This is a genomic window from Streptomyces sp. NPDC002156 (genome assembly GCF_053593675.1).
Genome location: NZ_JBSFDA010000005.1, coordinates 33,919 through 60,500, shown reverse-complemented (window position 1 = coordinate 60,500; position 26,582 = coordinate 33,919). Strand labels below are relative to the sequence as shown.

General features: G+C 69.9%; 29 protein-coding genes. 12 read left to right on the top strand and 17 right to left on the bottom strand.

What is annotated here, in order from left to right:
* Positions 1-14: 14 nt before the first annotated feature.
* Positions 15-731, top strand: coding sequence for a GAF and ANTAR domain-containing protein (locus ACWCRB_RS04165; protein ID WP_450994528.1), 717 nt, complete (start codon positions 15-17; stop codon positions 729-731).
* A 12-nt stretch (positions 732-743) separates the two neighbouring features.
* On the opposite strand, the gene ACWCRB_RS04160 is transcribed toward ACWCRB_RS04165, so the two are convergent.
* Positions 744-1,010, bottom strand: a complete 267-nt coding sequence (locus ACWCRB_RS04160; protein WP_450994527.1) for a hypothetical protein — start codon at positions 1,008-1,010, stop codon at positions 744-746.
* Between the two features lie 383 nt (positions 1,011-1,393).
* On the opposite strand from ACWCRB_RS04160, the gene ACWCRB_RS04155 reads away from it, so the two are divergent.
* The 4 genes from ACWCRB_RS04155 (at position 1,394) to ACWCRB_RS04140 (ending at position 3,758) form a co-directional block, all read left to right on the top strand.
* A complete protein-coding gene (locus ACWCRB_RS04155; RefSeq protein WP_450994526.1) occupies positions 1,394-1,660 on the top strand; it encodes a hypothetical protein in 267 nt (88 codons plus the stop codon).
* 163 nt (positions 1,661-1,823) lie between these two features.
* Entirely contained in the window at positions 1,824-2,192 is a 369-nt protein-coding gene (locus ACWCRB_RS04150) for an STAS domain-containing protein (protein ID WP_450994525.1), read from the top strand.
* Positions 2,193-2,256: 64 nt separating this feature from the next.
* Complete coding sequence (locus tag ACWCRB_RS04145) at positions 2,257-2,994, top strand: ANTAR domain-containing protein (RefSeq protein ID WP_450994524.1); 738 nt, start codon at positions 2,257-2,259, stop codon at positions 2,992-2,994.
* Positions 2,991-3,758, top strand: coding sequence for an ANTAR domain-containing protein (locus tag ACWCRB_RS04140; protein WP_450994523.1), 768 nt, complete (start codon positions 2,991-2,993; stop codon positions 3,756-3,758). Before ACWCRB_RS04145 ends, ACWCRB_RS04140 begins: the two co-directional genes overlap by 4 nt.
* A 107-nt stretch (positions 3,759-3,865) precedes the next feature.
* On the opposite strand, the gene ACWCRB_RS04135 is transcribed toward ACWCRB_RS04140, so the two are convergent.
* The 3 genes from ACWCRB_RS04135 to ACWCRB_RS04125 form a co-directional block, all read right to left on the bottom strand.
* Positions 3,866-5,218, bottom strand: coding sequence for an NAD(P)-binding domain-containing protein (locus ACWCRB_RS04135; RefSeq protein WP_450994522.1), 1,353 nt, complete (start codon positions 5,216-5,218; stop codon positions 3,866-3,868).
* A 129-nt stretch (positions 5,219-5,347) separates the two neighbouring features.
* Positions 5,348-6,094: an aquaporin gene (locus ACWCRB_RS04130; protein WP_450994521.1), complete on the bottom strand. Its 747-nt coding sequence runs from the start codon at positions 6,092-6,094 to the stop codon at positions 5,348-5,350.
* Entirely contained in the window at positions 6,091-6,405 is a 315-nt protein-coding gene (locus ACWCRB_RS04125; RefSeq protein WP_235475772.1) for an ArsR/SmtB family transcription factor, read from the bottom strand. The genes ACWCRB_RS04130 and ACWCRB_RS04125 overlap by 4 nt, the downstream gene beginning before the upstream one ends.
* 51 nt (positions 6,406-6,456) lie before the next feature.
* On the opposite strand from ACWCRB_RS04125, the gene ACWCRB_RS04120 reads away from it, so the two are divergent.
* Together ACWCRB_RS04120 and ACWCRB_RS04115 are read left to right on the top strand one after the other, a co-directional pair.
* Positions 6,457-6,879, top strand: a complete 423-nt coding sequence (locus ACWCRB_RS04120; RefSeq protein ID WP_450994520.1) for an arsenate reductase ArsC — start codon at positions 6,457-6,459, stop codon at positions 6,877-6,879.
* A gap of 43 nt (positions 6,880-6,922) precedes the next feature.
* Positions 6,923-7,585 (top strand): precorrin-8X methylmutase, encoded by a 663-nt coding sequence (locus ACWCRB_RS04115; RefSeq protein WP_450994519.1) that lies wholly within the window; start codon positions 6,923-6,925, stop codon positions 7,583-7,585.
* 15 nt (positions 7,586-7,600) lie between these two features.
* On the opposite strand, the gene ACWCRB_RS04110 is transcribed toward ACWCRB_RS04115, so the two are convergent.
* The 5 genes from ACWCRB_RS04110 to ACWCRB_RS04090 all read right to left on the bottom strand — a co-directional run bounded on the left by ACWCRB_RS04110 (position 7,601) and on the right by ACWCRB_RS04090 (position 11,653).
* Positions 7,601-8,719, bottom strand: a complete 1,119-nt coding sequence (locus ACWCRB_RS04110) for a HoxN/HupN/NixA family nickel/cobalt transporter (protein ID WP_450994518.1) — start codon at positions 8,717-8,719, stop codon at positions 7,601-7,603.
* Between the two features lie 113 nt (positions 8,720-8,832).
* Positions 8,833-9,597 carry a cobalt-precorrin-6A reductase gene (locus tag ACWCRB_RS04105; protein ID WP_450994517.1) on the bottom strand — a complete coding sequence of 255 codons (765 nt, stop codon included), beginning with the start codon at positions 9,595-9,597 and terminating at the stop codon, positions 8,833-8,835.
* A complete protein-coding gene (locus ACWCRB_RS04100; RefSeq protein ID WP_450994516.1) occupies positions 9,594-10,151 on the bottom strand; it encodes a GNAT family N-acetyltransferase in 558 nt (185 codons plus the stop codon). Before ACWCRB_RS04100 ends, ACWCRB_RS04105 begins: the two co-directional genes overlap by 4 nt.
* Positions 10,152-10,182: 31 nt before the next feature.
* Positions 10,183-10,884 carry an SDR family NAD(P)-dependent oxidoreductase gene (locus ACWCRB_RS04095; protein ID WP_450994515.1) on the bottom strand — a complete coding sequence of 234 codons (702 nt, stop codon included), beginning with the start codon at positions 10,882-10,884 and terminating at the stop codon, positions 10,183-10,185.
* A gap of 4 nt (positions 10,885-10,888) precedes the next feature.
* Positions 10,889-11,653 carry an SDR family NAD(P)-dependent oxidoreductase gene (locus ACWCRB_RS04090; protein WP_450994514.1) on the bottom strand — a complete coding sequence of 255 codons (765 nt, stop codon included), beginning with the start codon at positions 11,651-11,653 and terminating at the stop codon, positions 10,889-10,891.
* A 175-nt stretch (positions 11,654-11,828) separates the two neighbouring features.
* Here ACWCRB_RS04090 and ACWCRB_RS04085 point away from each other — a divergent pair, with 175 nt between their 5' ends.
* On the top strand, positions 11,829-12,743 hold the full coding sequence (locus tag ACWCRB_RS04085) for a LysR family transcriptional regulator (RefSeq protein WP_450994513.1): 915 nt from the start codon (positions 11,829-11,831) through the stop codon (positions 12,741-12,743).
* A 46-nt stretch (positions 12,744-12,789) separates the two neighbouring features.
* On the opposite strand, the gene ACWCRB_RS04080 is transcribed toward ACWCRB_RS04085, so the two are convergent.
* The 6 genes from ACWCRB_RS04080 to ACWCRB_RS04055 form a co-directional block, all read right to left on the bottom strand.
* On the bottom strand, positions 12,790-14,760 hold the full coding sequence (locus ACWCRB_RS04080; RefSeq protein WP_450994593.1) for an EamA family transporter: 1,971 nt from the start codon (positions 14,758-14,760) through the stop codon (positions 12,790-12,792).
* Between the two features lie 129 nt (positions 14,761-14,889).
* Complete coding sequence (locus tag ACWCRB_RS04075) at positions 14,890-15,633, bottom strand: ABC transporter ATP-binding protein (RefSeq protein ID WP_369036514.1); 744 nt, start codon at positions 15,631-15,633, stop codon at positions 14,890-14,892.
* Complete coding sequence (locus tag ACWCRB_RS04070; RefSeq protein ID WP_450994512.1) at positions 15,630-16,436, bottom strand: ABC transporter ATP-binding protein; 807 nt, start codon at positions 16,434-16,436, stop codon at positions 15,630-15,632. The genes ACWCRB_RS04075 and ACWCRB_RS04070 overlap by 4 nt, the downstream gene beginning before the upstream one ends.
* A complete protein-coding gene (locus ACWCRB_RS04065; protein WP_369036512.1) occupies positions 16,433-17,695 on the bottom strand; it encodes a branched-chain amino acid ABC transporter permease in 1,263 nt (420 codons plus the stop codon). Before ACWCRB_RS04065 ends, ACWCRB_RS04070 begins: the two co-directional genes overlap by 4 nt.
* Positions 17,696-17,697: 2 nt before the next feature.
* On the bottom strand, positions 17,698-18,744 hold the full coding sequence (locus tag ACWCRB_RS04060; protein ID WP_450994511.1) for a branched-chain amino acid ABC transporter permease: 1,047 nt from the start codon (positions 18,742-18,744) through the stop codon (positions 17,698-17,700).
* Positions 18,745-18,874: 130 nt separating this feature from the next.
* A complete protein-coding gene (locus ACWCRB_RS04055; RefSeq protein WP_450994510.1) occupies positions 18,875-20,143 on the bottom strand; it encodes a branched-chain amino acid ABC transporter substrate-binding protein in 1,269 nt (422 codons plus the stop codon).
* Between the two features lie 383 nt (positions 20,144-20,526).
* Here ACWCRB_RS04055 and ACWCRB_RS04050 point away from each other — a divergent pair, with 383 nt between their 5' ends.
* Complete coding sequence (locus ACWCRB_RS04050; protein WP_450994509.1) at positions 20,527-21,843, top strand: flavin-containing monooxygenase; 1,317 nt, start codon at positions 20,527-20,529, stop codon at positions 21,841-21,843.
* A 28-nt stretch (positions 21,844-21,871) separates the two neighbouring features.
* On the opposite strand, the gene ACWCRB_RS04045 is transcribed toward ACWCRB_RS04050, so the two are convergent.
* The gene (locus ACWCRB_RS04045) at positions 21,872-23,095 is read right to left on the bottom strand and encodes an AI-2E family transporter (RefSeq protein WP_450994508.1); all 1,224 of its coding nucleotides are present in this window, start codon (positions 23,093-23,095) and stop codon (positions 21,872-21,874) included.
* 211 nt (positions 23,096-23,306) lie between these two features.
* On the opposite strand from ACWCRB_RS04045, the gene ACWCRB_RS04040 reads away from it, so the two are divergent.
* The 3 genes from ACWCRB_RS04040 to ACWCRB_RS04030 all read left to right on the top strand — a co-directional run bounded on the left by ACWCRB_RS04040 (position 23,307) and on the right by ACWCRB_RS04030 (position 25,871).
* A complete protein-coding gene (locus ACWCRB_RS04040; RefSeq protein WP_450994507.1) occupies positions 23,307-24,515 on the top strand; it encodes an acyltransferase family protein in 1,209 nt (402 codons plus the stop codon).
* Positions 24,516-24,576: 61 nt separating this feature from the next.
* Positions 24,577-25,077, top strand: coding sequence for an NUDIX domain-containing protein (locus ACWCRB_RS04035; protein WP_450994506.1), 501 nt, complete (start codon positions 24,577-24,579; stop codon positions 25,075-25,077).
* Between the two features lie 131 nt (positions 25,078-25,208).
* Positions 25,209-25,871 (top strand): hypothetical protein, encoded by a 663-nt coding sequence (locus ACWCRB_RS04030; RefSeq protein ID WP_450994505.1) that lies wholly within the window; start codon positions 25,209-25,211, stop codon positions 25,869-25,871.
* A 324-nt stretch (positions 25,872-26,195) separates the two neighbouring features.
* Here ACWCRB_RS04030 and ACWCRB_RS04025 read toward each other — a convergent pair whose 3' ends face one another.
* Positions 26,196-26,561: a VOC family protein gene (locus tag ACWCRB_RS04025; RefSeq protein WP_450994504.1), complete on the bottom strand. Its 366-nt coding sequence runs from the start codon at positions 26,559-26,561 to the stop codon at positions 26,196-26,198.
* Positions 26,562-26,582 lie beyond the last annotated feature (21 nt).

The window sequence follows — 26,582 nt, the reverse complement described above, 5'->3', positions numbered from 1 at the left end:
CGAGGGTGCCCACGATGGATCAACAGCTCCTGGCCAAGACCTTCGTCGAGCTGGCCGACAACCTGGTCGCCGACTTCGACCTCATCGACTTCCTGCGTCTGCTGACCGACCGCTGCGTCGGCATGCTCGACGCGAGCGCCGCCGGGGTGCTGCTCGCCGACCGGGACGGCAAACTCCGCGTCATGGCCGCCTCCGACGAACAGGTGCGCCTGCTGGAGCTGTTCCAGCTGCAGAACGACGAAGGCCCCTGCCTCGAGTGCTTCCGCACGGGCGCACCGGTGATCGTCCACGACCTGACCCGGGAGCTCGACCGCTGGCCGCGCTTCGTCACGGCGGCCCACCGCAGTGGATTCGGGGCTGTCCAGGCCCTGCCCATGCGCCTGCGGGACGAGACCGTGGGCGCCCTGAACCTCTTCCGCGCCGCCCCCGGCCCCTTCGACCCGCCCGCCACACTCGTCGCCCAGGCCCTGGCCGACGTCGCCACCATCAGTCTGCTGCAACAACGCACCGCCCATCGCAGCACGATGCTCAACGAACAGCTGCAGACGGCGTTGAACAGCCGGGTGCTGATCGAACAGGCCAAGGGAAAGCTCGCAGAACGCCAGGGCATCGACATGGAACAGGCGTTCAGCGCGCTGCGCGGTTACGCCCGCTCCCACAACCGGCGTCTGGCCGACGTGGCCCGTGCCTTCGTCGACGACACCGAATCCCTCGCCGGTCTGGGTGCCTGACCTGACGGTCCGTCACCGGTGGCGCTTGTGGTCCTGGCGGTCCTCGCGCCGCCAACGCGCCCGGTTCTGGCGGCTGTAGCGGCGGTCCCAGCGTTCCCGACGGCTCCGGCTCTCCTGGTATTCCCGGTAGTCCCCGCGACCGGAACCGCCGCCGCCACGATCACGGCCGTGGCGGGTGACGCCGTAGACCAGCACCGCCGCGGCCACCCACCAGAGGGGATGGAGGGAGCCGGAGCCGAAGAGGATCACGATGAGGACGATGACGAGCAGGGCGAACACGGCGGGCCTCTCCGGGAGCTGGACACAGCGTCGATACCGGGGTCCGGGGCCTCGCCTCCAGCGTAGTCCTGCCCGGAGGCCGGGGATACCGTGCGACGTCAGCGCGTCCTGCCCGGCGTGGATGGCTGCTTGACACCTGTCGGGGAACTGCCGCGAGGACTAGCGTGTGGCATGCCGCCCCGGCCCCCGGCTGCGTCGCACCGCCCACGCGCCCCCAGAGGGCGCACCCCCGCGCATCGGTGCCGGAACCCGCCGCGTCACGAGCGAGGCCTCTCCCCCGCCCGCCCCTCGTCACGCGATCCCGGCGAAGCCCCGACGCGCCTCAAGCGGGTACCGATTCTGCTGCCCGCCGCGTCGCACGCATCCCACACCAGGCGATACACATGTACGCGCTGATCGTTCCCGCCTCGACACCCCTCGTCCTGCTCGCCGTCGTGATGGCCCTCTCCTGGTGGGAGGACCGCATCCTGCCGTCGCCCCCGGCCGAACCGGCAGCGTCGGCCACCCCGGTGCCGCCCACTGCCCAGCACCTCGAACTCGCCCATTCCGACGGTGCGTTGACACGGGAAGTACCACTTCTCTCGCACCTTCACCCTCGATCCGGTCAGGAACCGACCGGGGACGACAGTTTCGACCGCCCTCGTGGATGACCGGCGAAAGGCCGGCCGGCTGATCCCCCCACGGCAGTACTCTCGGCATACGGCCGCCCGTGCCCCCGGCCCTCTCCGTACCGTCCTGTTCCGCGCAACAGAGGCCCTGCGCAAGGCGAGAGTCATCCCGGTGACAGACCCGGTGACAGAGGAGATGGGGCGTATGGGCCCGCATTCCGACCTGCTCGTCAAGTTGCGTACGGTCACGGCCGGCGGCGAGTTGGACCTGACGACCGTGCCTGCCCTCGTGCGTGATCTGGAAGACGCCCGGCGCGGCGGTGGGCGGCGGTTCATCATCGTCGACCTGCGTGCTGTCACGTTCATGGACGGCAGCGTTCTGAACCCACTGTGCGCGGCGTGGGATGACTGCCGCGACCGGCTCGGATGGGTGCGGGTCGTGCACAACCGGCCGTGCGCGAGTCTCGTGTTCCGGGCCGCCGGTCTGCTGGAGCGGTTCCCGCGGTACGCCAGTCCCCAGGACGCCTGGCAGGACGTACCCGCGGACCGCGTGGCGGCGGACCGGCCCGCGTAATGTACGGCGGAGGCCGAGCGGCGCCCCACTCTGAGGTGCCACGGCCGGCGCGGGACGGAGACCGGTGATCAGCGACGGCATGGCCGAGGTCCTGCGGTCGCTGCGTCTGGGCGAGGTGGCCGACCCGGCTCGGGCGTGCGCGCAGGCACTGGGCGCCGAGGGCGTCGTACTGTCCCTGCTGGTCGGCCCGGCCCCGACGGCGGAGCCGGTCTGGTGCCACCCCGAGCTGAGCGCGCGGTTCGAGGAGCTTCAGTTCACGCTGGGTGAGGGGCCGGGTCCGGACTCGGTCCGCACGGGTTCGCCCGTCGTGGAGCCGGACCTGCACCGGGTGCGCCCCGAACGATGGCCCGCGCTGCTGCCGGCCGCGCACGATCTGGGCGTACACGGTGTGTGCTGCTTCCCGCTGGGCATCGGAGCCATCCGGGTCGGTGTACTGACCGTGCTGTGCGACGGCGACCGGCGGCTGAGTGCGCAGCAGTACACGGACGCCACCGCCCTCACGGCCGCGCTGACCGGAGCTTTCCTGAACGGCGGCCCGCGCGGCGGGGGCGGGGACGTGCGCGGGTTCGACATGTCCCTGGAACCGCCGTCGGGGCTGCGCCGCGCGGTCGTGCACCAGGCCACGGGAATGATCAGCGTCCAACTGGGTGTGGCCATGGAGGAGGCTCTCCTGCGCCTGCGTGCCCACGCGTACGGCAGTGAGCGTCCACTCGGTGAGATCGCGGCGGACGTGGTCGCCCGCAGGCTCCGATTCGACGACGATGTGAGCGGGCCGCATTCGCCCGACGGTGGAAAGGGATGATCGGCATGGCCCGTGAACGACGTCTGGCCGAGATCTTCGTGGAGGTCGCGGACTCCCTCGTCGAGGACTTCGACGTCATCGACCTGCTGCACCGGTTGTCCGCACGCTGCGTCGAGCTGCTCGACGTGTCGGCGGCCGGGATCCTGCTCGCGGACGCGCACGGTGAACTGCAGATCATCGCCGCCTCCGACGAGCACACCCGGCTGCTGGAACTCTTCGCGCTCCAGCACGACCAGGGCCCGTGCGTCGAGTGCTACCGCACCGGTACCGCCCGGACGAACATCGACCTGACCCGGCCGCAGACCACCGCCAGCTGGCCGAACTTCGCCCCACGGGCCCGCGAGACGGGATACTCGATCACCCACGCCATCCCACTGCGCCTGCGCAGCCGGGTCGTCGGCGCCCTCAACCTCTTCCAGACCGCACCGCACCACCTCGGCGACGACGACATCGCGCTCGCCCAGGCACTCGCCGACGTGTCCACCATCGCGATCCTCCAGCAGCGCACGCTGGAGCAGTCGCACGTGGAGAACGGCCAGTTGGAGGCCGCGCTGATCAGCCGTGTCCTGGTGGAGCAGGTCAAGGGAGTCCTGGCCGAGCGCTGGGACACCTCCGTCGACGACGCCTTCGAGACGTTCCGGTCGTACGCCCGTGCCCGTCATCTGCGCCTGTCGGACCTCGCCACGCAGATCATCTCGGGCGGCTTCGACACCTCGGCCATCCCCGCTCCGCAGCCGGACCGGCCCGGGAACAAACGCGACTGACGGCCCCGGCACTCCCGGCGCCGCCCTCGGGGCGGGGCGAGAACGTGCGCGGGCAACCGGAGCCGGACATGACGAACGTCCTTGTACGGGTGAGGGGTTCGGTGGACTCAGCAGCCGCCGGACGTGGCAGCCGGGCTGCCGATGCCGATCTGGAGGGTGCTGGGAGCGGCACAGCATCCGCCGCCCGACGCCTCGGTGTTCTCCGGCTCGTCGAACAAGCCCGCGCCGCCGCACACCCCAGTCTCCGGGAGGGTCAGTTCCACGCGTTCGGCGGACTCGTGGTCGCCCGCGAGTGCTGCCGCGATCGAGCGGACCTGCTCGTAGCCGGTCATCGCGAGGAACGTCGGGGCTCGGCCGTACGACTTCATGCCGGTCAGGTAGATGTCCTGTTCGGGGTGGGAGAGTTCCCGAACGCCGTGGGGGTAGACCGTGCCGCACGAGTGGACGTTCGGGTCGATGAGCGGAGCCAGGGCCGTTGGGGCCTGGAGGCGGTCGTCGAGGGCCAGGCGGAGTTCGGAGAGGTAGGTCAGGTCCGGGCGGAAGCCGGTCAGGGCGATGACCTCGTCGACCGGGGGCAGGCGGCGGCCGTCCTCGGCGACGAGGGTGAGGCGGTCGCCCTCCCTCTCCACAGCCTGTGTACGGAATCCCGTGACCGCGCTCGCGTGGCCGGCCTCGACCGCCGCCTTCGCGCGCAGGCCCAGAGCGCCTCGGGCCGGGAGCTGGTCCGCCTCGCCGCCGCCGTACGTGTCCGCGCCGATGCCGCGCCGCAGGACCCACACCGTGTGCGTGTCGGGCTCCCGCTCCGCCAGGTCGGCCAGGAGCGCCAAGGCCGTGAAGGCGGAGGCTCCGGAGCCGACGACCGCGGTGCGCCTGCCCGCGTAGTGGGCGCGTACGGACGGGTCGTCGAGGTCCGGGACACGGTAGGAGATGCGGTCGGCGGCCGACTTCTCGCCGAGGGCGGGCAGGCCGTCCGCGCCGACGGGACCCGGGGTGGACCAGGTGCCGGAGGCGTCGATCACCGCGCGGGCGGTGATCCGGTCCTCGTGGCCGTCCGTGGAGGCGATGTGCACCGTGAAGGGCTGCTCCTCGCGACCCGCGTCGACGACACGGTCGCGGCCGGCGCGGGCCACTCCGGTGACTGTGGCGCCGTAGCGGACCTTGCCGCCGAGGGCGTCGGCGAGCGGCTGGAGGTAGCGCTCCGCCCAGTCGCCGCCCGTCGGGTACGTGGCGGAGTCCGGGCGGATCCAGCCCGTCGGCGCCAGCAGCTTCTCCGCAGCGGCGTCCACCACCTCGCCCCACGTCGAGAACAGGCGGACGTGCGACCACTCGCGCACGGCGGCTCCCGCGACGGGGCCCGTCTCCAGGACCAGGGGTTCGAGGCCGCGCTCGACCAGGCGGGCGGCGGCAGCCAGGCCGACGGGTCCGGCGCCGATGACCACGACGGGCAGGTCCTCGTCCATGGGGTGCTCCTCAAGTAGGGCGAAGGCGATGTTTCGACAGTCGTCGATATAAGGCTCGGAGCCAGTGTCACTCTTTAATCGATAGACGTCAATATAGGCGTGCGTCGAAGCAGGGCGTGGCGCGTCGCATCACGCGCCCCCTGCCCGCCCTTCGGCCGACCTGTCCGGTACGAAGATCAGCGCCACCAGCGCCAACCCGACCACCCCGCCCACCAGTTGGGCACCGATGAACCCCGCCACCGACCCCGGCGCGATCCCCGCGAACGTGTCGCTGAAAGTCCGGCCGATCGTCACCGCCGGGTTGGCGAACGACGTGGACGACGTGAACCAGTAGGCGGCGCCGATGTACGAGGCCACGGCCACGGGGGCGTACTGGAGGCGGTCGGTGCGGGCCAGGCCGAAGATCAGGAGGATCAGGCCGGCGGTGGCCACCACCTCGCCCAGGAGCAGATGACCGGCCGAGCGGTCGTGCGTGGACCACTCCACCAGCGGCTCGCCGAACATCGCGTCGGCGAGGATCGCGCCCGCGATCGCACCGACGATCTGCGCGGGGACGTACACCGCCACCTCGCGAGCCGTGACGCCTACACCGCCGCCGCGTCGGGCCGTCCACCACTCGGCGAGGGTGACCACCGGGTTGAAGTGCGCGCCCGAGACCGGGCCGAGCAGCAGGATCAGGATGCCGAGGCCGAAGACCGTGGCGATCGAGTTCGCCAACAGTTGCACCCCGACGTCCGTCGTCAGCTCGGTGGCCTGGATGCCCGAGCCGATCACGATCGCGACGAGGAGTGCGGTGCCGAGCAGTTCGGCTGCGGTCCTGGATATCAGCGGGGCCACTGCGGGCGCCGCCGTCGGGGCTGTCGTTGCCGTCTTCAAGGACAGGACCTCTTGATGTTGTTCTCGGCGGTGGCCCGCGCGGTCTCCGCCAGGTCGGCGAACTGGCCCGCGAGGGAGGCGATGACGTCGGGCTTGAGGCGGTAGTAGAGGAACCGGCCGCACGGTTCCGTCTCCACCACCCCGGCCTCGCGCAGCACCTTCAGGTGGTTGGAGAGGTTGGTCTGTCTGGCACCCGTCTCCTCGATCAGGTGAGTGCTGCAGAGCGTCTCCTTCGCGAGCAGGGTGACGATCCGGAGGCGGAGCGGGTCCGCGAGAACCCGCATCAGATCAGTGTCGACTGACTTCAGCATGGACTGATACTTTCACATCACTCCGAATACGCCCATATGAAGGAAGAAACCATGCCCCCCAGCCCCCTCGCCTCCGTGCTGTTCGTCTGCGTCCACAACGCCGGGCGCTCGCAGATGGCCGCCGGTTTCCTCGACCACCTCGCGGGCGACCGGATCGAGGTCCGTTCCGCCGGTTCCCTCCCCGGCGACCAGGTCAATCCGGCCGCCGTCGAGGCCATGCGGGAGGTCGGTGTCGACATCGCCGGCGCCACGCCGAAGATCCTCACCACCGAGGCCGTCCAGGCGTCGGACTACGTCATCACCATGGGCTGCGGCGACGCCTGCCCGATCTTCCCCGGCAAGAAGTACCTCGACTGGGACCTGGCCGACCCGGCAGGCCAGGGCGTCGAGGCCGTGCGTCCCATCCGCGACGAGATCAGGGACCGCATCGAGGCCCTGATCGCCGAGATCGACGGCGCGAAGCGGGAGGCGTGATCCCGCCCTGTGATCGGCAGGGGCAAAATGTCACACCAGAGGCATGACGACCGCGAGCAGTGAGAAGAGCGCCGTGACCACGTACGACTACGAGAAGGACGGCACGGCCATCTACCGTCAGTCCTTCGCCACCATCCGCGCCGAGGCCGACCTCGCGGGTCTGCCGGCCGACGTCAGTCAGGTCGTCGTCCGGATGATCCACGCCTGCGGGATGGTCGACCTCGTACGGGACCTGTCGTACACGCCCGGTGTCGTGGCCCGCGCCCGTGAGGCGCTGCGCGGCGGCGCACCGATCTTCACCGACGTACGGATGGTCGCCAGCGGCGTGACCCGCAAGCGGCTGCCCGCCGGGAACGACGTGCTGTGCACCCTCACCGACCCTGCCGTCCCCGAGCTGGCCGCGAAGCTCGGGACCACGCGCAGTGCCGCCGCCCTGGAGCTGTGGCGGGACCGGCTGGAGGGGTCGGTTGTCGCTGTCGGCAACGCTCCGACCGCGCTCTTCCGGCTGCTGGAGATGATCGAGGAGGGTGCGCCACGGCCCGCCGCCGTCATCGGCGTTCCGGTCGGGTTCGTCGGTGCCGCCGAGTCCAAGGAGGCCTTGGTCGCGCATCCGTCGGGGCTGGAGCACATCGTCGTACGCGGTCGTCGTGGCGGCAGTGCCATCGCCGCCGCCGCGATCAACGCGATCGCGAGTGAGGAGGAGTAGGAGAGGAGTGAGCGGTCAGCTTCTCTCGGTCGCCGGGGTCGGCTGCGTCGCCAGGCCCGCCGTCCACTTCTCCTCGATCCGGCCGACCTTCCACACCAGCAGGGCCAGCGCCCACGTCGCGAAGAACAGCCCGACGATGACGTAACCGATGGTGTTGAGGTCCAGGCCGGAGACCCAGTCCCAGAACGGGCCGTGCAGGTCCGCCTGTTCGGCGATCAGGCCGAGCAGTTCCACCGTGCCGATGATGAGCGCGACGGCGACCGACAGGCCGGTGATCGTGAGGTTGTAGTAGACCTTGCGGACCGGCTTGGAGAAGGCCCAGCCGTACGCGAAGTTCATGAACGAGCCGTCGATCGTGTCGAGCAGCGACATGCCGGCCGCGAAGAGGACCGGCAGGCACAGGATCGCGTACCAGGGCAGGCCCGAGGCCGCGCCCGAACCCGCGAGGACGAGCAGCGCGATCTCGGTCGCCGTGTCGAAGCCGAGGCCGAAGAGCATGCCCAGCGGGTACATCTGCCACGGCTTGGTGATCGACTTCATGAGGCGGCCCAGGAGGCGGTTCATGAAACCGCGGTTGTTGAGCTGCTCCTCCAGGGCCTCCTCGTCGAAGTGGCCGGTGCGCATCTGGCGGAAGACCTTCCAAATGCCCGCCATGATCACGATGTTGATGATCGCGATGAGGTAGAGGAAGGTCCCGGAGACCGTCGTACCGATCCAGCCGGTGACGTTGTGGAGGTCCGAGTTGTCGTCCGCGACCGGGCCCGCCAGGGCCTTGACGCCGAGGGAGAGCAGGAACGCGAGCGCGAACACGATGCTGGAGTGGCCGAGCGAGAACCAGAAGCCGACCGACAGCGGGCGTTGGCCCTCGCTCATCAGCTTCCGGGTGGTGTTGTCGATCGCGGCGATGTGGTCGGCGTCGAAGGCGTGCCGCATGCCGAGCGTGTAGGCCGTGACGCCGATGCCGATGCCGAAGGTCTTCGTGCCCAGGCTGTAGTGCTCCGGGGCGACGATCACCACCAGCGTGAACCAGCCGATGACGTGCAGCGCCAGGATGAACGCGGCCATCCCGCCGAGGCTCGTCCACTCCTTGCGGGTCATCGAGGTGCGGATGCGCTGCCGGGGAGCGGTGGTCATGGGGGACGGGCCTTACCTGTCGACGGGACGGCCACCTCAGCCGCACACCACAGGTTTCTGCATAGAGGTTGCAAGTAGAAGAAGAGGGCGGCAAAGCCCGTGCAAGGTTTCCGTCAGGCAGGTCTCAGCAGTTCGCCGATCCAGCCCGCCGCCTGCTCCGGGTCGGCCGCGACCGGGACGCCCTCCGGTACGGGTGGCCGGCGGACCATGACCACGGGCAGCCCCGCCTCCCGCGCCGCCGTCAGTTTCGGTGCGGTGGCCGCTCCCCCGCTGTCCTTGGTCACCACGACGTCGATGCGGTGGCCGCGCAGCAGCTCGCGCTCGCCGTCGAGCGTGAACGGGCCCCGGTCGAGCAGCACCTCCATCCGGGCCGGGTGCGGGGGCTCCGGTGCATCCACGGAACGTACGAGGAACCACAGGTCGTCGAGCGCGGCGAAGGCGGCCAGCCCCAGGCGCCCGGTGGTGAGGAACACCCGTCGGCCGAGGGCGGGCAGCAGAGTCGCGGCCTCCGCCAGGGAGCCGACGTCGTGCCAGTCGTCCCCCGCGACCGGGGTCCAGCTGGGGCGTCGTAGCGCGACCAGCGGAACCTGGGCCGTGGCCGCGGCACGCGCCGCGTGGAGACTGATCCTGGCGGCGAAGGGGTGCGTGGCGTCGACGAGCACGTCCACCCGGTGCTCGCGCAGCCACGCGGCCAGCCCCTCCGCTCCGCCGAAGCCGCCGATCCGGACCTCGCCGGGGGGCAGCCGGGGGCCGGCCACCCGTCCGGCGAGGGAGCTGGTCAGGGTCAGGTCAGGGGTGGGGTGGAGCAGTTCGGCGAGGCGGCGGGCTTCGGTGGTGCCGCCGAGGATCAGTACGTGCGGGGTAGTCATGGCGGTCATGGAGGTCCGGGTCCGTCCCTCTGCGCCCGCGCCGGGTACTCCGAGGCGAGGAGGCCGAAGAGGACGTCGTCGGTCCACTCCCCCTTGATCCAGGTGCTCCGCACGAGGTGGCCCTCACGGCGGAAACCCACGCGGTCCAGCAGCCTCGCCGAGCGGACGTTGCGTCCGTCGCAGGCGGCCGAGACCCGGTGCAGCCCCTCCTCCACCAGCAGGAACTCCACCGTCCGCGCGACCGCCTCGCTCGCGTACCCGCGCCCCTGGAACTCCGGCGCGAACGTGAAGCCCAGCTCCGCCTGGCGCCCGTCGTCGCTCCGGCACACCCCGACATCGCCGATCAGCCCCGGTACGTCCAGCCGCTCGACGGCGTACTGGAACCACCCCGGACCACGCGGATCCCCTGCCGAGAGCGTGGCCGCCAGCCGCTCGGCCTCCGCCGACGGCACCGGCGACTCCCACGACTGGTACCGGCTCACCTCCGGGTCCGAGCGGTACGCCGCCAGGGCCGGCGCGTCCGCCGGGGTGAACCGGCGGAGCCGCAGCCTCGCTGTCTCCATGCCGTCGAGCCTACGTCGGGCCCCGCGCGGCTCAGCGGACCGTGATCCCCCCGCCGATGACCAGCGTCTCCCCCGTCACATAGCTCCCGTCGCACAGCTTCCACACCCAGTCGGCGATCTCCGCAGGCTGGGCCGCGCGCCCCAGCGGCACGGACTTGACCGCCTCCTCCATGCGGCCTCCGGCCCGGGTGCCCGGGGTGTCGACCCAGCCGGGGGCGACGGCGTTGACCGTGATGCCGTCGGGGGCGAGTTCCTGGGCGAGGGAGCGGGTCAGGGAGACCACGGCCGCCTTCGAGGCGCTGTAGAGCAACTGGCCCGGGGAGACGGCGAAGGCGTCGATCGAGGCGAAGTTGACGACGGTTCCGCCACCGGCCGCACGCAGCGCGGGGACGGCTGCCGCGGTGACGTTGAGGGTGCCGAGGACGTTCACGTCGAAGATGCGGCGGTAGGTCGCCTCGTCGTAGTCGGCGAGGAGGGTGGCCGGGTAGATGCCGGCCGCGTTGACGACCGCGCGCAGGTCCTCCGGGGAGCCGAGCGCCTCGGCGACCGCCGCGCGATCGGTGATGTCCACCGGTACGGGGTGGAAGGCGGCGCCCAGTTCGGCGGCCGCCTTGGTGAGGGCCTCGGCGTCGCGGTCCACGGCCAGGACCGTCCAGCCCTCGGCGAGGAAGCGTTCCGCGACGGCCCGGCCCATGCCACTGGCGGCGCCCGTCACCAGGGCCGTCGGACGCATGGGCTCAGTGGGCGAGGAAGCCGCCATCGACGATCATCTCCGTTCCCGTGATGAAGCTGGAGTCGTCCGAGGCCAGGAAGGCGACGGCCCCGGATATCTCCCGGACATGGGCGCGGCGGCCCAGCGGGGTCTGCGGGATCACGCCGCCCTCCTTCTCGTGCTCGTTCATGGGTGTGCTGACCCCGCCGGGGCAGATGGCGTTGACGCGGATGCCGTCGACGGCCAGTTCCAGCGCGGCGGTCTTGGTGAGGGCGACGAGGGCGCCCTTGCTGGCGCAGTAGGCGACGTAGCCGGGGGCGCCGACCACGCCGAAGATCGACGCGACGTTGATCACCGAGCCGCCGCCGCCCGAGCGCATCAGGGGTACGGCGGCCTGGATCCCGAGCAGCGGGCCCGTGGTGTTGACCGCGAGGGTGGTGTTCCAGTCCTCGGTACGTTCGTCGAGGAGCGGGTTGACGTGGATGATCCCGGCGTTGTTGACGAGGACGTCCAGGCGTCCGGTCGCCGTCCTGGCCCGGTCGACGGCCCGGGCCCAGTCGTCGGGCGAGGTGACGTCGAGGTGCAGGTACTCCACGTCGAGCCCGGCCTCCTGGAGGCGGGCGGCCGTGGCCTTGCCCTCGTCGTCGAGGACGTCGCAGGCCAGGACCCGGGCGCCCTCGGAGGCGAGCCGTTCGGCGTGCGAGGCGCCCTGGCCGCGGGCCGCCCCGGTGATCAGGGCGGTCCTGCCGGACAGCCGTGCACCGGCGGACGGGATGGGGAGCGCGTTCAATGCTGCCTCCTCTGGCGGGTGTCCCTGGGGGGTTCTTCAGGTCCGACGACGGCGATGCGCGCTCGGCCGTTGACCGGCTCAGCACTTGCGGAGAGTATGAAGAGCCTCGGAGCGATTGGTAAACCCTCGAAGTCCGAGAGATCCCCAAGCCTCACCCTTTGGCAGGCCCCCCGTCATGACTCTGGCTCAGTTGACCTACTTCCTCGCGGCCGTGGAGCACGGCTCCTTCTCCGCGGCGGCCGAGGCGATGTACATCGCCCAGCCGAGCCTGTCCGAGCAGATCCGCCGCCTGGAACACTCGCTCGGCGTCCCGCTCTTCGTCCGCACCAACCGCAAGCTGGTGCTGACCGAGGCCGGCCAGTTGCTGCTGCCCCGCGCCCAGCACGCCCTGGCCGCCGCGAAGGAGGCGGCGGAATCGGTGCGCGGAGTGCGGACGCTCACCGGCGGCACCGTCACCTTCGGCACTTTCAGCAGCGCACAGCACCTGCTGCTGAGCGACCTGATCGCCGATTTCCACGCCTGCCATCCGCAGGTACGGGTGCGGGTCGTCGGGCTGAACTCCTCGGAGGTCGCCGACGCCGTCCGCGACGGCACTCTGGAGGCGGGGCTCGTCTCCCTGCCCGTCGACGACCGTGGCCTCGACGTGGGCAACGTCGTGTGGACCTGCGAGGCCGTCTACCTCAGCACCGACCCGTCGCGCGTCACCGCGCCGCCCACGGCCGAGCGGCTGTCCGAGGCACCGCTCATCCTCCCCGAGGCGCGCTGGGGCAACGCCGACCCCACCCGGCGTCGGCTCCTGGAGCGGGCGCAGGAGGCGGGCGTCTCCCTCACCTCGGTGGTCGAGGTCGAGTCCCCGGCCCTGGCCCTCGCTCTCGCCGCCCGCAGCATCGGTGACACCATCAGCTCCCTGCCCCTCGCCCACGCCCTGGGATACATGGACCGCCTGCACGCGGTCTCACTGGACCCGCCGCTGCACGAGACGTTCGCGTTCATCACGCGCCGCGAGGCCCACGTGTCCCCCGCCACGCGCGTGCTGATCGAGCTGGCCACCAAGCACCTCGCGCGGCTGGAGTCGCCGGCACAGCCATAGGGAAGCCCCGGCACTCCGCCATAGAGGACGTCGCCGGTTCGCCGGTTCAGTTCACGGTTCCCGCATGTTCGTGGTTCTCCTGGCGGGCCCGGTGGATGACCGCCCAGGCGGCCGCGGCATCCTGCACGCCCAGGCCGACGCTGCCGTAGAACACGATGTCGTCGGGATCGGTGCGGGCTGCCGCGCGGCCCACGACGACATCGCCGAGGGCGACGAGATCCTGCCGTCCGATCTCTCCCGACCGCAGCGCCGCCACCACCGGCCCGCAGTGCCCGGCGGCGGTGGCGGGGTCGTCGACGACGACGGCGCTCGCCCGGCGCAGCACCTCCGCGTCGGTCTCGCAGCGCGTGGGTTCGACGGACCCGACGCTCACGACCGTGCAGCCCTTCGGCAGCCAGGAACCGAGGACGACGGGCGTTTCACTGAGGGTGCACACGGCGACGATGTGCGCGCCCGCCACCGCCTCCTCGGCGGTGGCCGTGGCCTGCACGTCGATGCCCTCGGTCCCCATTTCGGCGGCGAGTTCGGCCGCGGCGGCCAGCCGGTTGTGCGGTGTGGGGCTCCAGATCCGCACCTCCCGCAGTCCGCGCACCCGGGCGATGGCACGTACGTGTGCGCGGGCCTGTACGCCCGAGCCGATGACGGCGAGCCGGGTGGCGTCCGGGCGGGCGAGCAGGTCGACGGCGAGGGCGCTGCCCGCGGCCGTGCGCAGGGTCGTCACGGTCGTTCCGTCCAGCACGGCGACGGGCCGGCCGGTTTCCGGGTCGAGCGCGGTGATCAAGGCGTGGGTGCTGGGCAGTCCACGTGCGGAGTTCCCCTGGTTGAGGCTCCCGAACTTGCTCACCGCGCCGGTGTCCGCCGACAGCCGGGAGGCGTAGCAGAAGACGATCGAGCCGTCGAAGCGGCTGGAGTAGAGGATCTTCTCCGGCGCTTCGGCGGTCCCGTCGCCCAGGGCGGCGAACGCGGCGCGCTGGGACTCGATCGCCGTATCAGGGTCGAAGAGACGATCCACCCGGCTGCGGGACAGGAACAGGATCTCTTCCGGCATGTCGTCCGGCATCTGCTCTCGCTTCCTCGTGGCAGGGACCCGCGCCGCCGCACGGCGGGGTACCGGCGACACGGTGACCGGGCGCCCGTCCGGCTGGTCCGTGGCCGCGGCGGAGGCGCCGAGTGCCACGCCGGCCGCGACGAGGAGGCTGCCCGCCAGCTGTCCCGCACCGAAGGTCCCCGTGCCGACGACCGGTGCCGTCAGCGCGGCGGAGACCGGGATCAGCCCGGACAGCAGTGCCATGCCCACCGCCCCGATCCGGTGGATGGCCCCGAACCACAGCACGATGCCCAGCACCGTCACCGCGAGGACCTGCCACGCCAGTGCCGCCGCCTCCACGCCGTCCGGCATCCGTACCCACGCCGGGCCGTCCACGGCCAGCCCCAGTGCCGCCGCCTCCACCGAGGCGATCGCGCAGGCGCAGGTCGTGAGCAGCAGCGGACCCAGGACCCGCAGCACGGGCACGACGAACAGGGCCATGACCACTTCCCCGCCCATCGCCGCCAGTGACCAGAGCAGTCCTGCCGCGTCGGTCCGGCCGAACCCCTGGACCACCGCCGCCCCGGCCACCACCACCAGGGCTCCGCCGGCCACCCGCCCCGAGGGGCGCCTCGCCTCCATCAACGGCGCCAGGATCGCGACCACGACCGGGGTACAGCCCACGACGACGCCCGGCACAGCGGGCTCGGCGGTGCGCTCCGCGGAGAGCACCGCCACGTTGAACCCCACCAGGCCCGCCGCCGTCACCAGCGTGAGCCGTACCCACAGCCGTGGGGTGAGGCGGCGGACCGGTGCCCATCCCCGCCGCGCGCAGAGCACGGCCAGCAGCAGGAATCCGAGGGCGTAGCGCACCGCCTGTCCGCCCAGGAACGGGTAGTGCGCCATCATGCTGCTCGCCACGAAGGACACCCCGACCAGAACGGCGGAGGCCGCTCCCATCAGCACGCCGAGCCGCTGCCCTCGCGTCATCCGCGGCACGCGCTTCCCCCTCGCGATGTTCGCACCGGTCGTCCCAGCCGACCTGCTTCCTGTCCTTCGGTCTCTGCGCGGTCCGTCGGGGGCATTGGCGGGCACGCCCATGCCCCCGTTCCCGCGGGGTCAGCCGCCGAGGTACGCCTTCACGATCTCCTCGTCCTCGGCCAGTTCGGCCGCGGGCCCGTGGAGTTTCAGGGAGCCGGATTCCAGTACGTAGGCGCGGTCGGCGACTTCGAGTGCGGCCAGCGCGTTCTGTTCCACGAGCAGGACGGTGGTGCCCTGTTCGCGGATGCGGACGATGGTTTCGAAGATGACGTCGACGAGCACCGGGGCGAGACCCATGGAGGGCTCGTCGAGCAGGAGCAGCTGCGGCTTCGCCATCATGGCCCGTCCGACGGCGAGCATCTGCTGCTCGCCGCCGGACATGGTGCCCGCCTTCTGGTTCAGGCGTTCGCGGAGGCGGGGGAAGAGTTCGAGGACCGTCTCCCGGTCCTCGGCGATGCCTTCCTTGTCCTTGCGCAGGAAGGCGCCCATGTCGAGGTTCTCGTCGACGGTCATCCGGGGGAAGATGCGCCGGCCCTCGGGCGAGTGGGCGATACCGCGTCTGACGACTTCGTGATCGGCGACTCCGTTGAGCTTCCGGCCCTGGAAGGTCATGGTGCCGCCGCGGACGGGCAGCAGGCCCGAGATCGCCCGCAGGGTGGTGGACTTGCCCGCACCGTTGGAGCCGATCAGGGTGACGATCTCGCCGGGGTAGACGGTCAGCGACAGGCCCTTCACCGCGGCGATGTTGCCGTAGTAGACGTGGATCTCGTCGAGTTCGAGCATCGGTTCGCGCGTCTCGATCACACCGCTGGCGCCGCTCATGTGGTCTTGTCCCTTCCGGACTTGCCGAGGTAGGCCTCGATGACGCGGGTGTCGGAGCGGATGTCGTCCGGGCCGCCCTCGGCGATCTTCTCTCCTCTGTCGAGCACGGTGATCCGGTCGGAGACCTGCATGACGACGCTCATGTCGTGCTCGATGAGCAGGACCGAGAGGTCCTTCTCGTCCCGCACCCGGTGGACGAACTCGGTGAACCTGCCGGACTCCTGCGGGTTCATGCCGGCCGTCGGCTCGTCCAGGAGCAGGATGCTCGGGTCGAGGGCGAGGGCCCGCGCGACCTCCAGGCGGCGCTGGTCGCCGTAGGAGAGGTTGCGCGCGTACTCGCCCGCCACCTTGCCGATGCCGACGAACTCCAGCAACTCCCGGGCCTTTTCCTGGGCTTCGGCCTCCTCGCGGCGCTGTCGGCGGGTGCGGACGATCGTGTGGAAGGGGCCCGAGCGCAGCTTGGAGTGCATGGCGACCTTGACGTTCTCCTCGGCCGTCATCAGGCCGAAGAGACGGATGTTCTGGAACGTACGGGCCATGCCCAGGGCGGCGATCCGGTGCGGGACGAGGTTGGTGATGTCCTTGTCGCCCAGGACGACGCGTCCGCTGGTCGCCCGGTACAGGCCGGTGAGGACGTTGAAGAACGTCGTCTTGCCGGCGCCGTTGGGCCCGATCAGGCTGACCACCGACTGCTCGGGGATGGTGAAGGACACGTCGTTGACGGCGACCAGTCCGCCGAACTGGACGGTGATGTGGTCGGCGTGCAGTCTGAGCCGGGTGCCGGTGTCCGGTGCGGTCGTCATGCCTTCTCCCCTGATCCGTCGGCGACGGCGGTCCTGAGTGACACGTCCTCGTCCAGTTCGGGTGCGGGCGCTTCCATGTCGGCGTGCAGCGACTCCATATCGGTGCGGCTGGGTTCGTGCAGCACCAGGCGGGTGCGTGATTCGGGCAGGATGCCCTCGCGGCGGAACAGCATCATCAGCACGAGGATGCCGCCGAACAGCAGGTAGTTGTACGACGGGAAGTTGACGTTCGTGCCGAACTGTTCGTTGAAGGACGTGCCGAACTGCGGCAGGCCGGTGGAGTTGACCCAGGCCAGGACCAGGGCGCCGAGCATGACACCCCAGACGTTGCCCATCCCGCCGAGCACGACCATCGCCAGCAGGGTGATGGAGATGGAGAAGTTGAAGCGGTCCGGCAGGACACCTCCGACGTGCGTGGCGAAGGCGACGCCTGCCAGGCCTCCGGCGACCGCGCCGACGGCGTAGGCCGAGAGCTTGGTGCGCATGAGCGGGACGCCCATCATGCTCGCGGCGAGTTCGTCCTCGCGGATGGCCAGCCAGGCCCGGCCCAGCCGGCCCTCGCGCAGCCGCAGCGAGATGAAGACCACCACGGCGGCGATCAGCACGAAGACGAGGTACTTCCACACCAGGTCGAACGGGCCCAGGCGGGCGGAGCCGATTCCGATGGGGTCGACCGGGGTGATGCCCTTGGTGCCGTTGGTCAGGTTGAAGCCGCCGATGTCGTCGCCGTTGGTGAAGACCTGCGGGATGATCTCGCCGGCGCCGAGCGTCACCAGGGCGAGATAGTCGCTCTTCAGACGCAGTGTGGGCGCGCCGATGATCACGCCCCACACCGCGCAGAAGACCGCTCCGATGACGAGCACCAGCCAGAAGCTGATGTGGATACCGGGCAGGGACTCCAGCGCCCCGCCGAGGAAGTGGAAGTCGACCTGGTAGAAGAAGCCGGACATCAGCCAGCCCGCGGTGTAGCCGCCCAGTGCCCAGAAGGCGACGAAGCCCAGGTCCAGCAGGCCGGCGTAGCCGACCACGATGTTCAGGCCGAGCGCGCAGATCATCCAGACGATCGCCTCGTTGATCGAGGTGAGCGGCAGCCAGTTCCGGAAGAACGTCTGGGCGTCGGGGCTCAGGCCGGGGATCATGTAGTAGTAGGCCAGGAACACCAGGACCGCTGCCGCGGTGTAGCCGAGCGGCCAGCGCATGCGGTGGGGTATGGCCAGGCCAGGCATCCGCCGGGCCCTGCCGGGAGCGTCGGACACCATGGCTACACCTTCTCCGTGGTCGGTCGGCCGAGCAGGCCTTCGGGCTTGAAGACCATCAGCAGGATGAGGATGGCGAAGACGACGCTCTGCGACCATTTCTGCCCGAAGCCGTAGGGCAGGCCGTCGTTGAAGCCCTGGATGAGGCCGATGAGGAGGCCGCCCAGCACGGCGCCGGTGATGTTGCCGATACCGCCCAGGACCGCGGAGACGAAGGCGATGAGCCCCAGCTGGTAGCCCAGGCTGTACGCCGTGGTCCCCACGACCTGCTGGTAGATCACCCCCGCGGTACCGGCCAGGGCCCCGCCGATCAGGAAGGTGAAGGAGATGGTCCGGTTCACGTTGACGCCCATCAGCCGGGCGGCGTCCTGGTCCTGGGCGACGGCCCGCATCGCCTTGCCCTGTCTGGTGCTGGTGATGACCCAGCGCAGCAGCAGCAGGACCGGAACGGTCACCGCGACGACCGCCAGCAGGCTGTAGTCGACCTGGAAGTCACCGATCCCGAAGGATCCCTCGGGGAGCACGCTCGGCCACTGCTTGGGCGTCGAGCCGTTCCACTTCAGACCGACGAACTGCAGGATGAAGCTCATCCCGACCGCGGTGATCAGCGGGGCGAGCTTGGGGGCCCGGCGCAGGCGGCGGTAGGCGACGAATTCGAGCGTCACGTTGATACCGCCGCAGAAGATCATGGTGGCGACGACCGTGACGAGCAGGAGCACGATGCCGAGCACACCCGCGTGGTCCTGGCCCATGACGGTGGTCAGCAGGAAGCCGCTGAAGAGGGCGCCCAGCATGAACAGGTCGCCATGGGCGAAGTTGATCAGCTCGATGATGCCGTAGACAAGGGTGTAGCCGAGCGCGATGAGCGCGTAGAGCATGCCGAGGTTGAGCCCGACCATGCCCGCCGAGAAGAACTGCGACGGTGAGTTGATCAGGTTGGCGCCGAGCCAGACGACGACGCCCAGGAGAATGACCTGGGTGGCGATGCGCTGGATGACCGCCTTGCGGTCGATCGCGGCCGGCACCACGGTACTGGTGACAGTTGCTGCCATGAAGGCCTCGCGAGGGTCGGGGAACGGGTCGGGGAAACAAGGGAGCGGCGGAGAAGCGGAGAAGGGGACCGGAAAGCCGGTCCCGGGCGGGCGCCACCTTCGTCGGACGACGCCCGCCCCGGGCCTCAACTCAGCTGAGCGGCCACGGCTTCAGGAACTTCTCCTCCTTGTTCACGACCTGCAGCACCGACATGTCGAGGACACTCACGTCACCCGTCTCGGTGTCGATGTCCAGCTTCTTGCCCACGATCGACTCGGCGGCCGGGATGCTGATCCCGCTGCCCGAGAAGACCTGCTCGTTGACGGACTTGCGGGTGCCGTCGGACTTCTCGATCGCCTGCAGGATCACCTGCAGCGCCTCCACGGCGTACAGCGCGTAGCTGGTCGCCGGGTCGGCGCCGTACTTCTTCTTGTAGGCATCGAGCAGGTCCGCACCCGGGCCGCCCTCCTCGCGCAGCGTCGAGGCGGTCAGGCCGGCGAACGTGATGTAGGCGCCCTGGGCCTGTGCCAGCCCGTCGAATTCCGGGTAGCCGCTGAAGCCGTCGGGGGCGAGGAGCTTCACCTTGGAATTGTCACCGAGGACCTTGACCTTGTCCTTGACGAGCTGGCCGCCGTTGTTGTCGAAGACACCGGCGAGGTAGACGCAGTCCGGGTTCGACGCCTTGATGCTGGTGAACAACCCCGTGTAGTTGGGCTGTTTGGCGTCCCACGCCTGGTTGCCCAGGACATCTATTCCCTGCTTCTTCGCCGCTTCCTCGAATGCCTTCCCGACGCCCTGGCCGTAGGTCTGGTTGTCATTGAGGACGTAGCACTTCTTGACACCGAGATCCTTGGCCGCGAACTGGGCCCCCGCCGCGCCCTGGTAGTCGTCGGTCGCGATGACCCGGGCGTAATTGCGCTTGCCGGACGGGAAATACTTCTCGGGCTCGCCCGGGTCCCAGGCCTTTGTCAGACCGGGGTTGGTGTTCGCGTGCGACACCATCAGCATGGGTCCGCTCGGGTCCTGGTTCAGCACCGGGGCGATGATCTTGGCGCAGCCGGAGTTGTAGGTGCCCATGACCGCGACCTCCGCAGTGTTGCCCACGTGGTCCTGCGCGTTCTTGGCACAGGTCGCGTCGTCCCAGGCGCCCTTGGCGGCGGTCGAGTCGTCGTAGACCTTGAGCTTCACCTTGTACTTGCCGGCCTTGCTGCCGGTCTGGTCCAGGTAGAGCTGCATCGCGTTGACCGTCGACTCGGACGCGTCCTTCGACGCCCCCTGAAGCGGCAGGTCCACACCGATGACAAGCGTGTCCCCGCTCGACGAGCCGCCGTCCGATCCGCCCGAGGCATTGCCACCACAGGCACTCACCGCGAGTCCGGTCACCGCGACCGTAGCGAAAATCCTTGCCGATCTGCGCATTGCACTCCTCAGCACCGCAGGGAGGGGAAATTTGAGGGGATCGTAATGACTTGGAATGCAATCCGATAGGTCAGCTTTATTTCGTCTATATTTCGTCATCCAGCTGTGACCTGAACAGGATTTCCCAAAAAGGCATGCCGATTTCGCGACGGGAGACCGCCGACCACCTCAACGCTTGCCGAGAGCATGAAGAGCCCGGGCCGTTTGGTAAACCCTCGAATTCCGAGAGCTCCTCAAGGCTGACCCTTTGGCAAAGCCGAGGCCAAGCCAGCCATAGGGAAACCCTATGGACATGTCCATAAATTGCACATTTACCTAGAGCAGTCGGACTGCCAATACTGTGCCCATCCCGCAGCACCTCGGTCCGCCGGAAGGGAATCCCCATGCCCCGCTACTGCGTCATCGGCGCCGGCGCCGCAGGCGTCTCCGCCCTCCAGCAGCTGCGCCGACTCGGCCACGACGTCGACTGCTTCGAGAAGACCGACCGGGTCGGCGGCCACTGGCACACCGACTACGACGCCCTGCACCTCATCACCTCGCGCGACACGACGGCGTTCGAGGACTTCCCGATGCCCGCCGACCACCCGCACTTCCCGCGCCGCGACCAGGTGCGTGCCTACATCGAGTCGTACGCCCGCGAGCACGGCCTCTACGACGTCATCAGGTTCGGTACGGCGGTGACGGGCGTCGTCCCCGTCGAGGCACCGGACGGCTCGGCGGACGCCCCGACCGGGTCGTACGGCTGGCGCGTGACGACCTCCGCCGGGGACGACGGGATCTACGACGGCGTACTCGTCGCCAACGGCCATCTGTGGGACCCCAGGATCCCGGACGTCCCCGGCGAGTTCACCGGGAAGACGATCCACTCCGGCGCGTACCGGAACGTCTCCGACCTCGACGGGGACCGGGTCCTCGTCGTCGGCGCGGGCAACTCCGGCTGCGATCTGGCCGTGGATCTCGCCCAGCACCGGCTGGACGCCGACATCGTGATCCGGCGCGGATCATGGTTCCAGCCCAAGACGTACTTCGGTGTGCCCCGCCAACAGGTGCCGTTCCTGGCCGACTTCGCGCCGCAGGAACAGGATCTGATCAACCGGCTCATGGCCCGGCTGTCGATCGGGGAGTGGAACGCGTACCCCGGTATGCCCGCCCCCGAGGGAGCGTCGCTCGCCGAGGGCCGCGCGGTCGTCAACGACCTGCTCCTGTACTGGATCCACCACGGCCGCATCACCGTCCGGCCCGGCATCGAGCGGTTCGACGGCAGGACCGTCCACTTCGCCGACGGCACGGCCCGCGACTACGACACCGTCCTGTGGGCCACCGGCTTCAACGTCCGGCTCCCGTTCCTCGACGACGCGTTGTTCCCCTGGGCGGCCGGGGCGCCGGTGCGCTACGCGGGCGGCATCGTCACGGCGACCGCCGAGAAGCTGTACTTCATCGGCCTCATCGCCCCGCGCGGCCCCCAGATCCCGGTCTACGGCACACAGACCAAGCTGGTGGCCAGGATGATCGCGCTGCACGAACAGGCGGGCCCGCAGGGTGCCCCGCTCGCCCGCTATCTGGCGTCCCTCCAGGAGCCCGAGACAGGCATCGACGTCGTACGGGACGGCTGGCTCCGTCAGCTGGCCGACACCGAACGCCTGCTGGCGGCCTACGAGTTGTCGTCGGACGGTGCGGCGCCCTCACTCCAGTCGGCGTGAGGGCACCGGACGTCAGGACATCCAGAGGTCAGCCGGTCGGCGCCTCGGCAGGCGTGCCGGTCCCCTGCTCGTACCGCCCCCGAAGTTCCGAGAGCACCCCGAAGGCCGCCGCCGTCAGCGGTACGGCGAGGAGCATGCCGAGGATGCCGGCGAGGGAGGCGCCTGCGGTGAGGGCGAGGAGGATGACCGCCGGGTGCATCTGGAGCGTACGGCTCTGGATCATCGGCTGGAACACGTTGCCCTCCAGGACCTGGACGACGGCGACCACCCCGAGGACCCACAGCGCGGTGGTCAGCCCGCCGTCCGCGAAGGCGACGAGGACCGCGACCGCGCCCGAGAGAAGAGCACCGAGGTAGGGGATGTAGGCGCCGATGAACACCAGCGCCCCGAGCCCGACGGCGCCCGGCACCCCGATGATCAGCAGACCGACGGTGATGCAGACGGCGTCGATGAACGCGACGATCGTCGTCCCCAGCATGAAGCCCTCGATCGCCTGGAAGGCGCGGCGGGCCATGATCTCCAGGGTCGGGCCGGTGCCCCGGGGCGCGAGGGTGTGCATGGAGGCGACGGCCCGGTCGGAGTCCCGGAGGAAGAAGAAGAGGAGCAGGATCGCGAGCGTGCTGGTGGCGATCACCTCGGTGATCAGGCTGACGCCGCTCAGCACCCCGGAGACCGCGGTGCCGCCGAAGTTGGACAGCAGGTCCTTGGCGTTCGCGGCGAGTTCGTCCAGTGAGTTGCCGACCACGTCGAAGCGCTCGCTGAGGTCCTTCGCAGCGTCCCGCACCGAGTCGATGATCTGGTCACCGGTGTCGACGAGGGCGTTCACCACGATGTAGGCGGCCCCGCCCATGACGAGGATCACAGCGGCGCAGGTCAGCGCGGCGGCGAGGGACTTGTTGAACTTCATCGCGACCAGCCGCCGGTAGAACGGCCCGAGCAGGGCCGACAGCAGCAGCGCGAGCAGTACCGGCGTGACGGCCGTCTGGAACGTGATGCAGAACCACACACCCACGGTGATCACACCGCTGACCAGGAGCAACAGCACGCTTCCGGCGGCGATGCGCCGGGCGGGCTCCGAGAGGAGGGGGCCGCCGCCACGGCTGTCGGCAGGGGCAGGGGTCCTCGTGGGCACACCGGTGGTACGCACGGTCGTACGCGTGCGATGTATCCGCGCACCACGCTGCCCCGGCCGCCCCGGCTGCCTGGTGCGGCCGCCGCCGACTCTTCGAGGTGCTCCCGTAGGGCTGTTCATCCTGTTTTCGTCTCCGCTCACGCGTTTGACCGCTGTCCGCGGCGACAGAGTAGACCTGCGCGGGACCCGTGGGGTTGAGCGGACGGAGGGAAGCGTGGGCGAAGGAAGGGTGGAGGACAGGTGGAGGCGCGGTGGCCGGAAAGCCGCGCCGAAGCTGTGGGGACCATAAGACTTTGTGTGACGCCGCCCGGGCTGGGCAGGCGCGGTCGTTATGAGCACTCCCACCGACCCGAGCACCGTAGAAGAGGCAGAAGCGCCAGAAGTGGCGGACGAGGCCGCCAAGCAGAGCTCGGCCGTACGTACGGCCGAGCCGCGGCGCAGATCCGGCGGTGGCGGGCGGGGCTTTCCGTCGGCGTTGCGCGGTGGTGGGCGGGTGGCGGGGCTGGACGGGCTGCGGACGGTCGCGGTCGTCCTGGTGATCGTGTACCACGTGGAGCCGGGCCCGCTGCCCGGCGGCTCGGTGGCGGTGGACGTCTTCTTCACGCTCAGCGGCTTCGTCATCACACGCCTGCTGATCGCCGAGTACGCCCGTACGGGCCGTATCGGCCTGCGGAGGTTCTACCGCCGACGCTGGCTGCGGCTCGGCCCGGCCCTGCTGCTGATGTGCGCGGTCACGGCACTCCTCTCCCTGGCACTGCCGCTGCCGCTGTTCGACGGGGCGTGGACGGCGGCGGCGCTGGCGGCGGTGTCGGTGGTGAACCTCGTACGGGCGGGAGAGCCGGGCCCGTACTCGGACGTCACCTCAGCTCTCAGCCACACCTGGTCCCTGGGAGTGGAGGAGCAGTTCTACCTGGCATGGCCCCTGCTCCTCCTGTTCCTCCTACGGCACACCACGGCACGGAAGGTGCTGGCCTGGGTCGCGGCACTGTGCGTACTGCCGCTGCTGTGGCGCCTCGCCCTCTGGGACCCCACGGCGGCGCACCGCATCTACAACGGCCCGGACACCCGCGCCGACCAACTCCTGATCGGCGCGCTGCTGGCCGTACTCCTGGCCCGCCTGCAAGCCGACGACCCCCGACTCGCACTGCTCCGCCGGTGGGCGAACCGCCTGTGCTGGCCGGCGCTGGCCCTGCTGGGCCTGATCGCCTGGCAGATCCCGATCGCCGAGGCGAGCGCGTGGAACCCGGTCTGGTACACGGCCGGTTTCATGGTCGCCGCAGTCCTGGCGGCGACGGTGGTGGCGGCATTGGACCTGGTCCCGGAGTCCTGGCCCTCCCGCCTGCTGTCGCTCGCGGCGCTGGCCTGGGTGGGCCGCAACCTGAGCTACGGGATGTACCTGTGGCACTACCCCGTCATCCGCCTCCTCTCCGACCTGGGCGTGACCGACGACCACCTGCTCCCGGCGGGCCTGGCGGCGACGGGGGTGGCGGCTCTGGCGTCGTACGTGGTGGTGGAACGGCCGATGTCGCGGCGGGCGTGAGGGCGGGGTGGGCGGCTCTCGGAAGGCGATGTCAGTGGGCGGCCCTAGACTCCGCCGCACCATGACGAACAACGACCCCGCAACCCTCAACACCCTGAAGCCTGCCCTCGGTTCGATGACGGTGCTCGTTGCGGCGGTCATCGTCCACGACCGGGCGGCGGGCCGGGTCGTCCTCCTCCGGCGCGGCCCGAACGCCAAGTTCGGCCAGGGCATGTGGGACCTCCCCATCGGCAAGAGCGAACCCGGCGAGCCCATCACCGAGACGGCAGTACGCGAGCTGTACGAGGAGACGGGCCTGCGGGTGAACCCGGAGTCCCTGTCGGTCGCCCACGTCGTCCACGGCGCCCAGGGCGTCGAGGCCCCGAACGGCTACCTCACGGTCGTCTTCGCCACCCACACCTGGACGGGCGAACCGGAGAACCGAGAACCCGAGAAGCACGCGGAGGTCCGCTGGACCGAAGTGGACGCGTTGCCGGGGGAGTTCGTGCGGTCGAGTGCGGGGGCGCTTCGTAGTTATCTGGGCGGTGGCGGGCCGTTGATGTCGCTGAGGGGCTGGCGGTAGGGACCTGCTCGCTGAGATTCCCCACCCACCCGCACCCACCTGTCGCCGTCCCGCACACCCCCCTCATACGGTGCTGACCGGTGCGGCACAATCACGGTCAACTGGGCGGGCAACGGTGGGGGGGTGGCAACGTGGGGCTTTTTGGCTCGCGAAGCCGACGTAAGGGCATACCGAACGACTCGGCGCTGCTGGCTGCGGCTGCCGAGAATCCCGGTGGCAGCGTCGCCGAGATCGACCCGACGTATATCGACGACCCGAACGGCTACGTGCCTCCCGAAGCGATCCGCGGCGCGTGGGTGGTGGACAGCAGCGGGAAACTTACAGGTGAGTACCAGGAGAATCCCCGTCACGGGGTGCCACAGGACGACTTCGGCAAGCTCACCGACCCTGATCACTGGCTTGGCTGGCTCGGCGATGAACCCGCGACCGCCGTCCGGAAGGGCATCGAGGAGTCCTTGCGCGCCCAGGTGGCAGACGCGATGGTCGAGTGGGTCAAGATCCTCGAAACGCCCCGGTTTCTCACGGGCGGGCGGCGGCGTTCTGAGGACGAACAGCTCATGTTGGTCACCCGGGCGGCACTCGCCGCGCCGTTCGCGTTGTCGGTGCGCACAACGCAACACGGGCGTTCCATCCTCCTGGGGGTGTTCTCCTGGGCGGCGGTGAATCTCTCATCGCCCGAAGCCCGCAAGGATCGGCACTGGTTCGACCTGGGCGTCGGGCTGGACTGGGCCGGTGAACAGCTCCAAGGGCGGATCTACGAGATTGACGGTGCGGACGGCACCGCCGAACGGTAGAGCGGCAATGCCACGCCGTACCGGCGGTCGGAGCGGATACACGACGCCGTAGGCGCCCTCGACGCGGAGGAGCGGTCCGAACCCTCAACTGACGGGCGAATCCGGCCCTCCGTTCACCGTGCAACCGAGTGGGGAACGCGAGCAGCCCTGGGTCGATGAAGCGGCGTTCGCCGAGGCCGAGCCGGGTCAGGTGTCGGCTGACAGTTCGCCGGTCGATCACAGAACCGATACTCACAAGTTCGTCCAATCCTGCATCACCGTGTAGCCGCCGGCGATGACGGCAGGCGCGACACCTGTCGTGCGCGCCTGCCGCATTGCGGCCTTTCAGCCCCGCGGTGCGACGCGGATACGGTTCCCGTCAGGATCGGCTGCGAGGAAGGTCAGCCCGAACCCCATGTCATGAGGCTCGCGCAGGATCGTGACCCCCTTGGAATTCCACTGCTCAAAGGTCGCGTTGACCTCGTCGGATCCACCGCCGATGGCCAGGCACACCTCACCGGTGCGCGGGACGTCCGGTGACAGATCCTCGAACTGGCCGGACCACACAGCGAGGTCAGCGCCCGGCCCGAGGTCGAAGGTGATGTATCCCGAAGTCTCGAACGAGGGACTCATGCCGAGGAGGTCGCCGTAGAAACGGGCTGCGGCGGGAGCGTCGTTCACGTAGACGATGGACACGACGGATCTGGTCATGGTTGTTCCTTCTCACAGGCT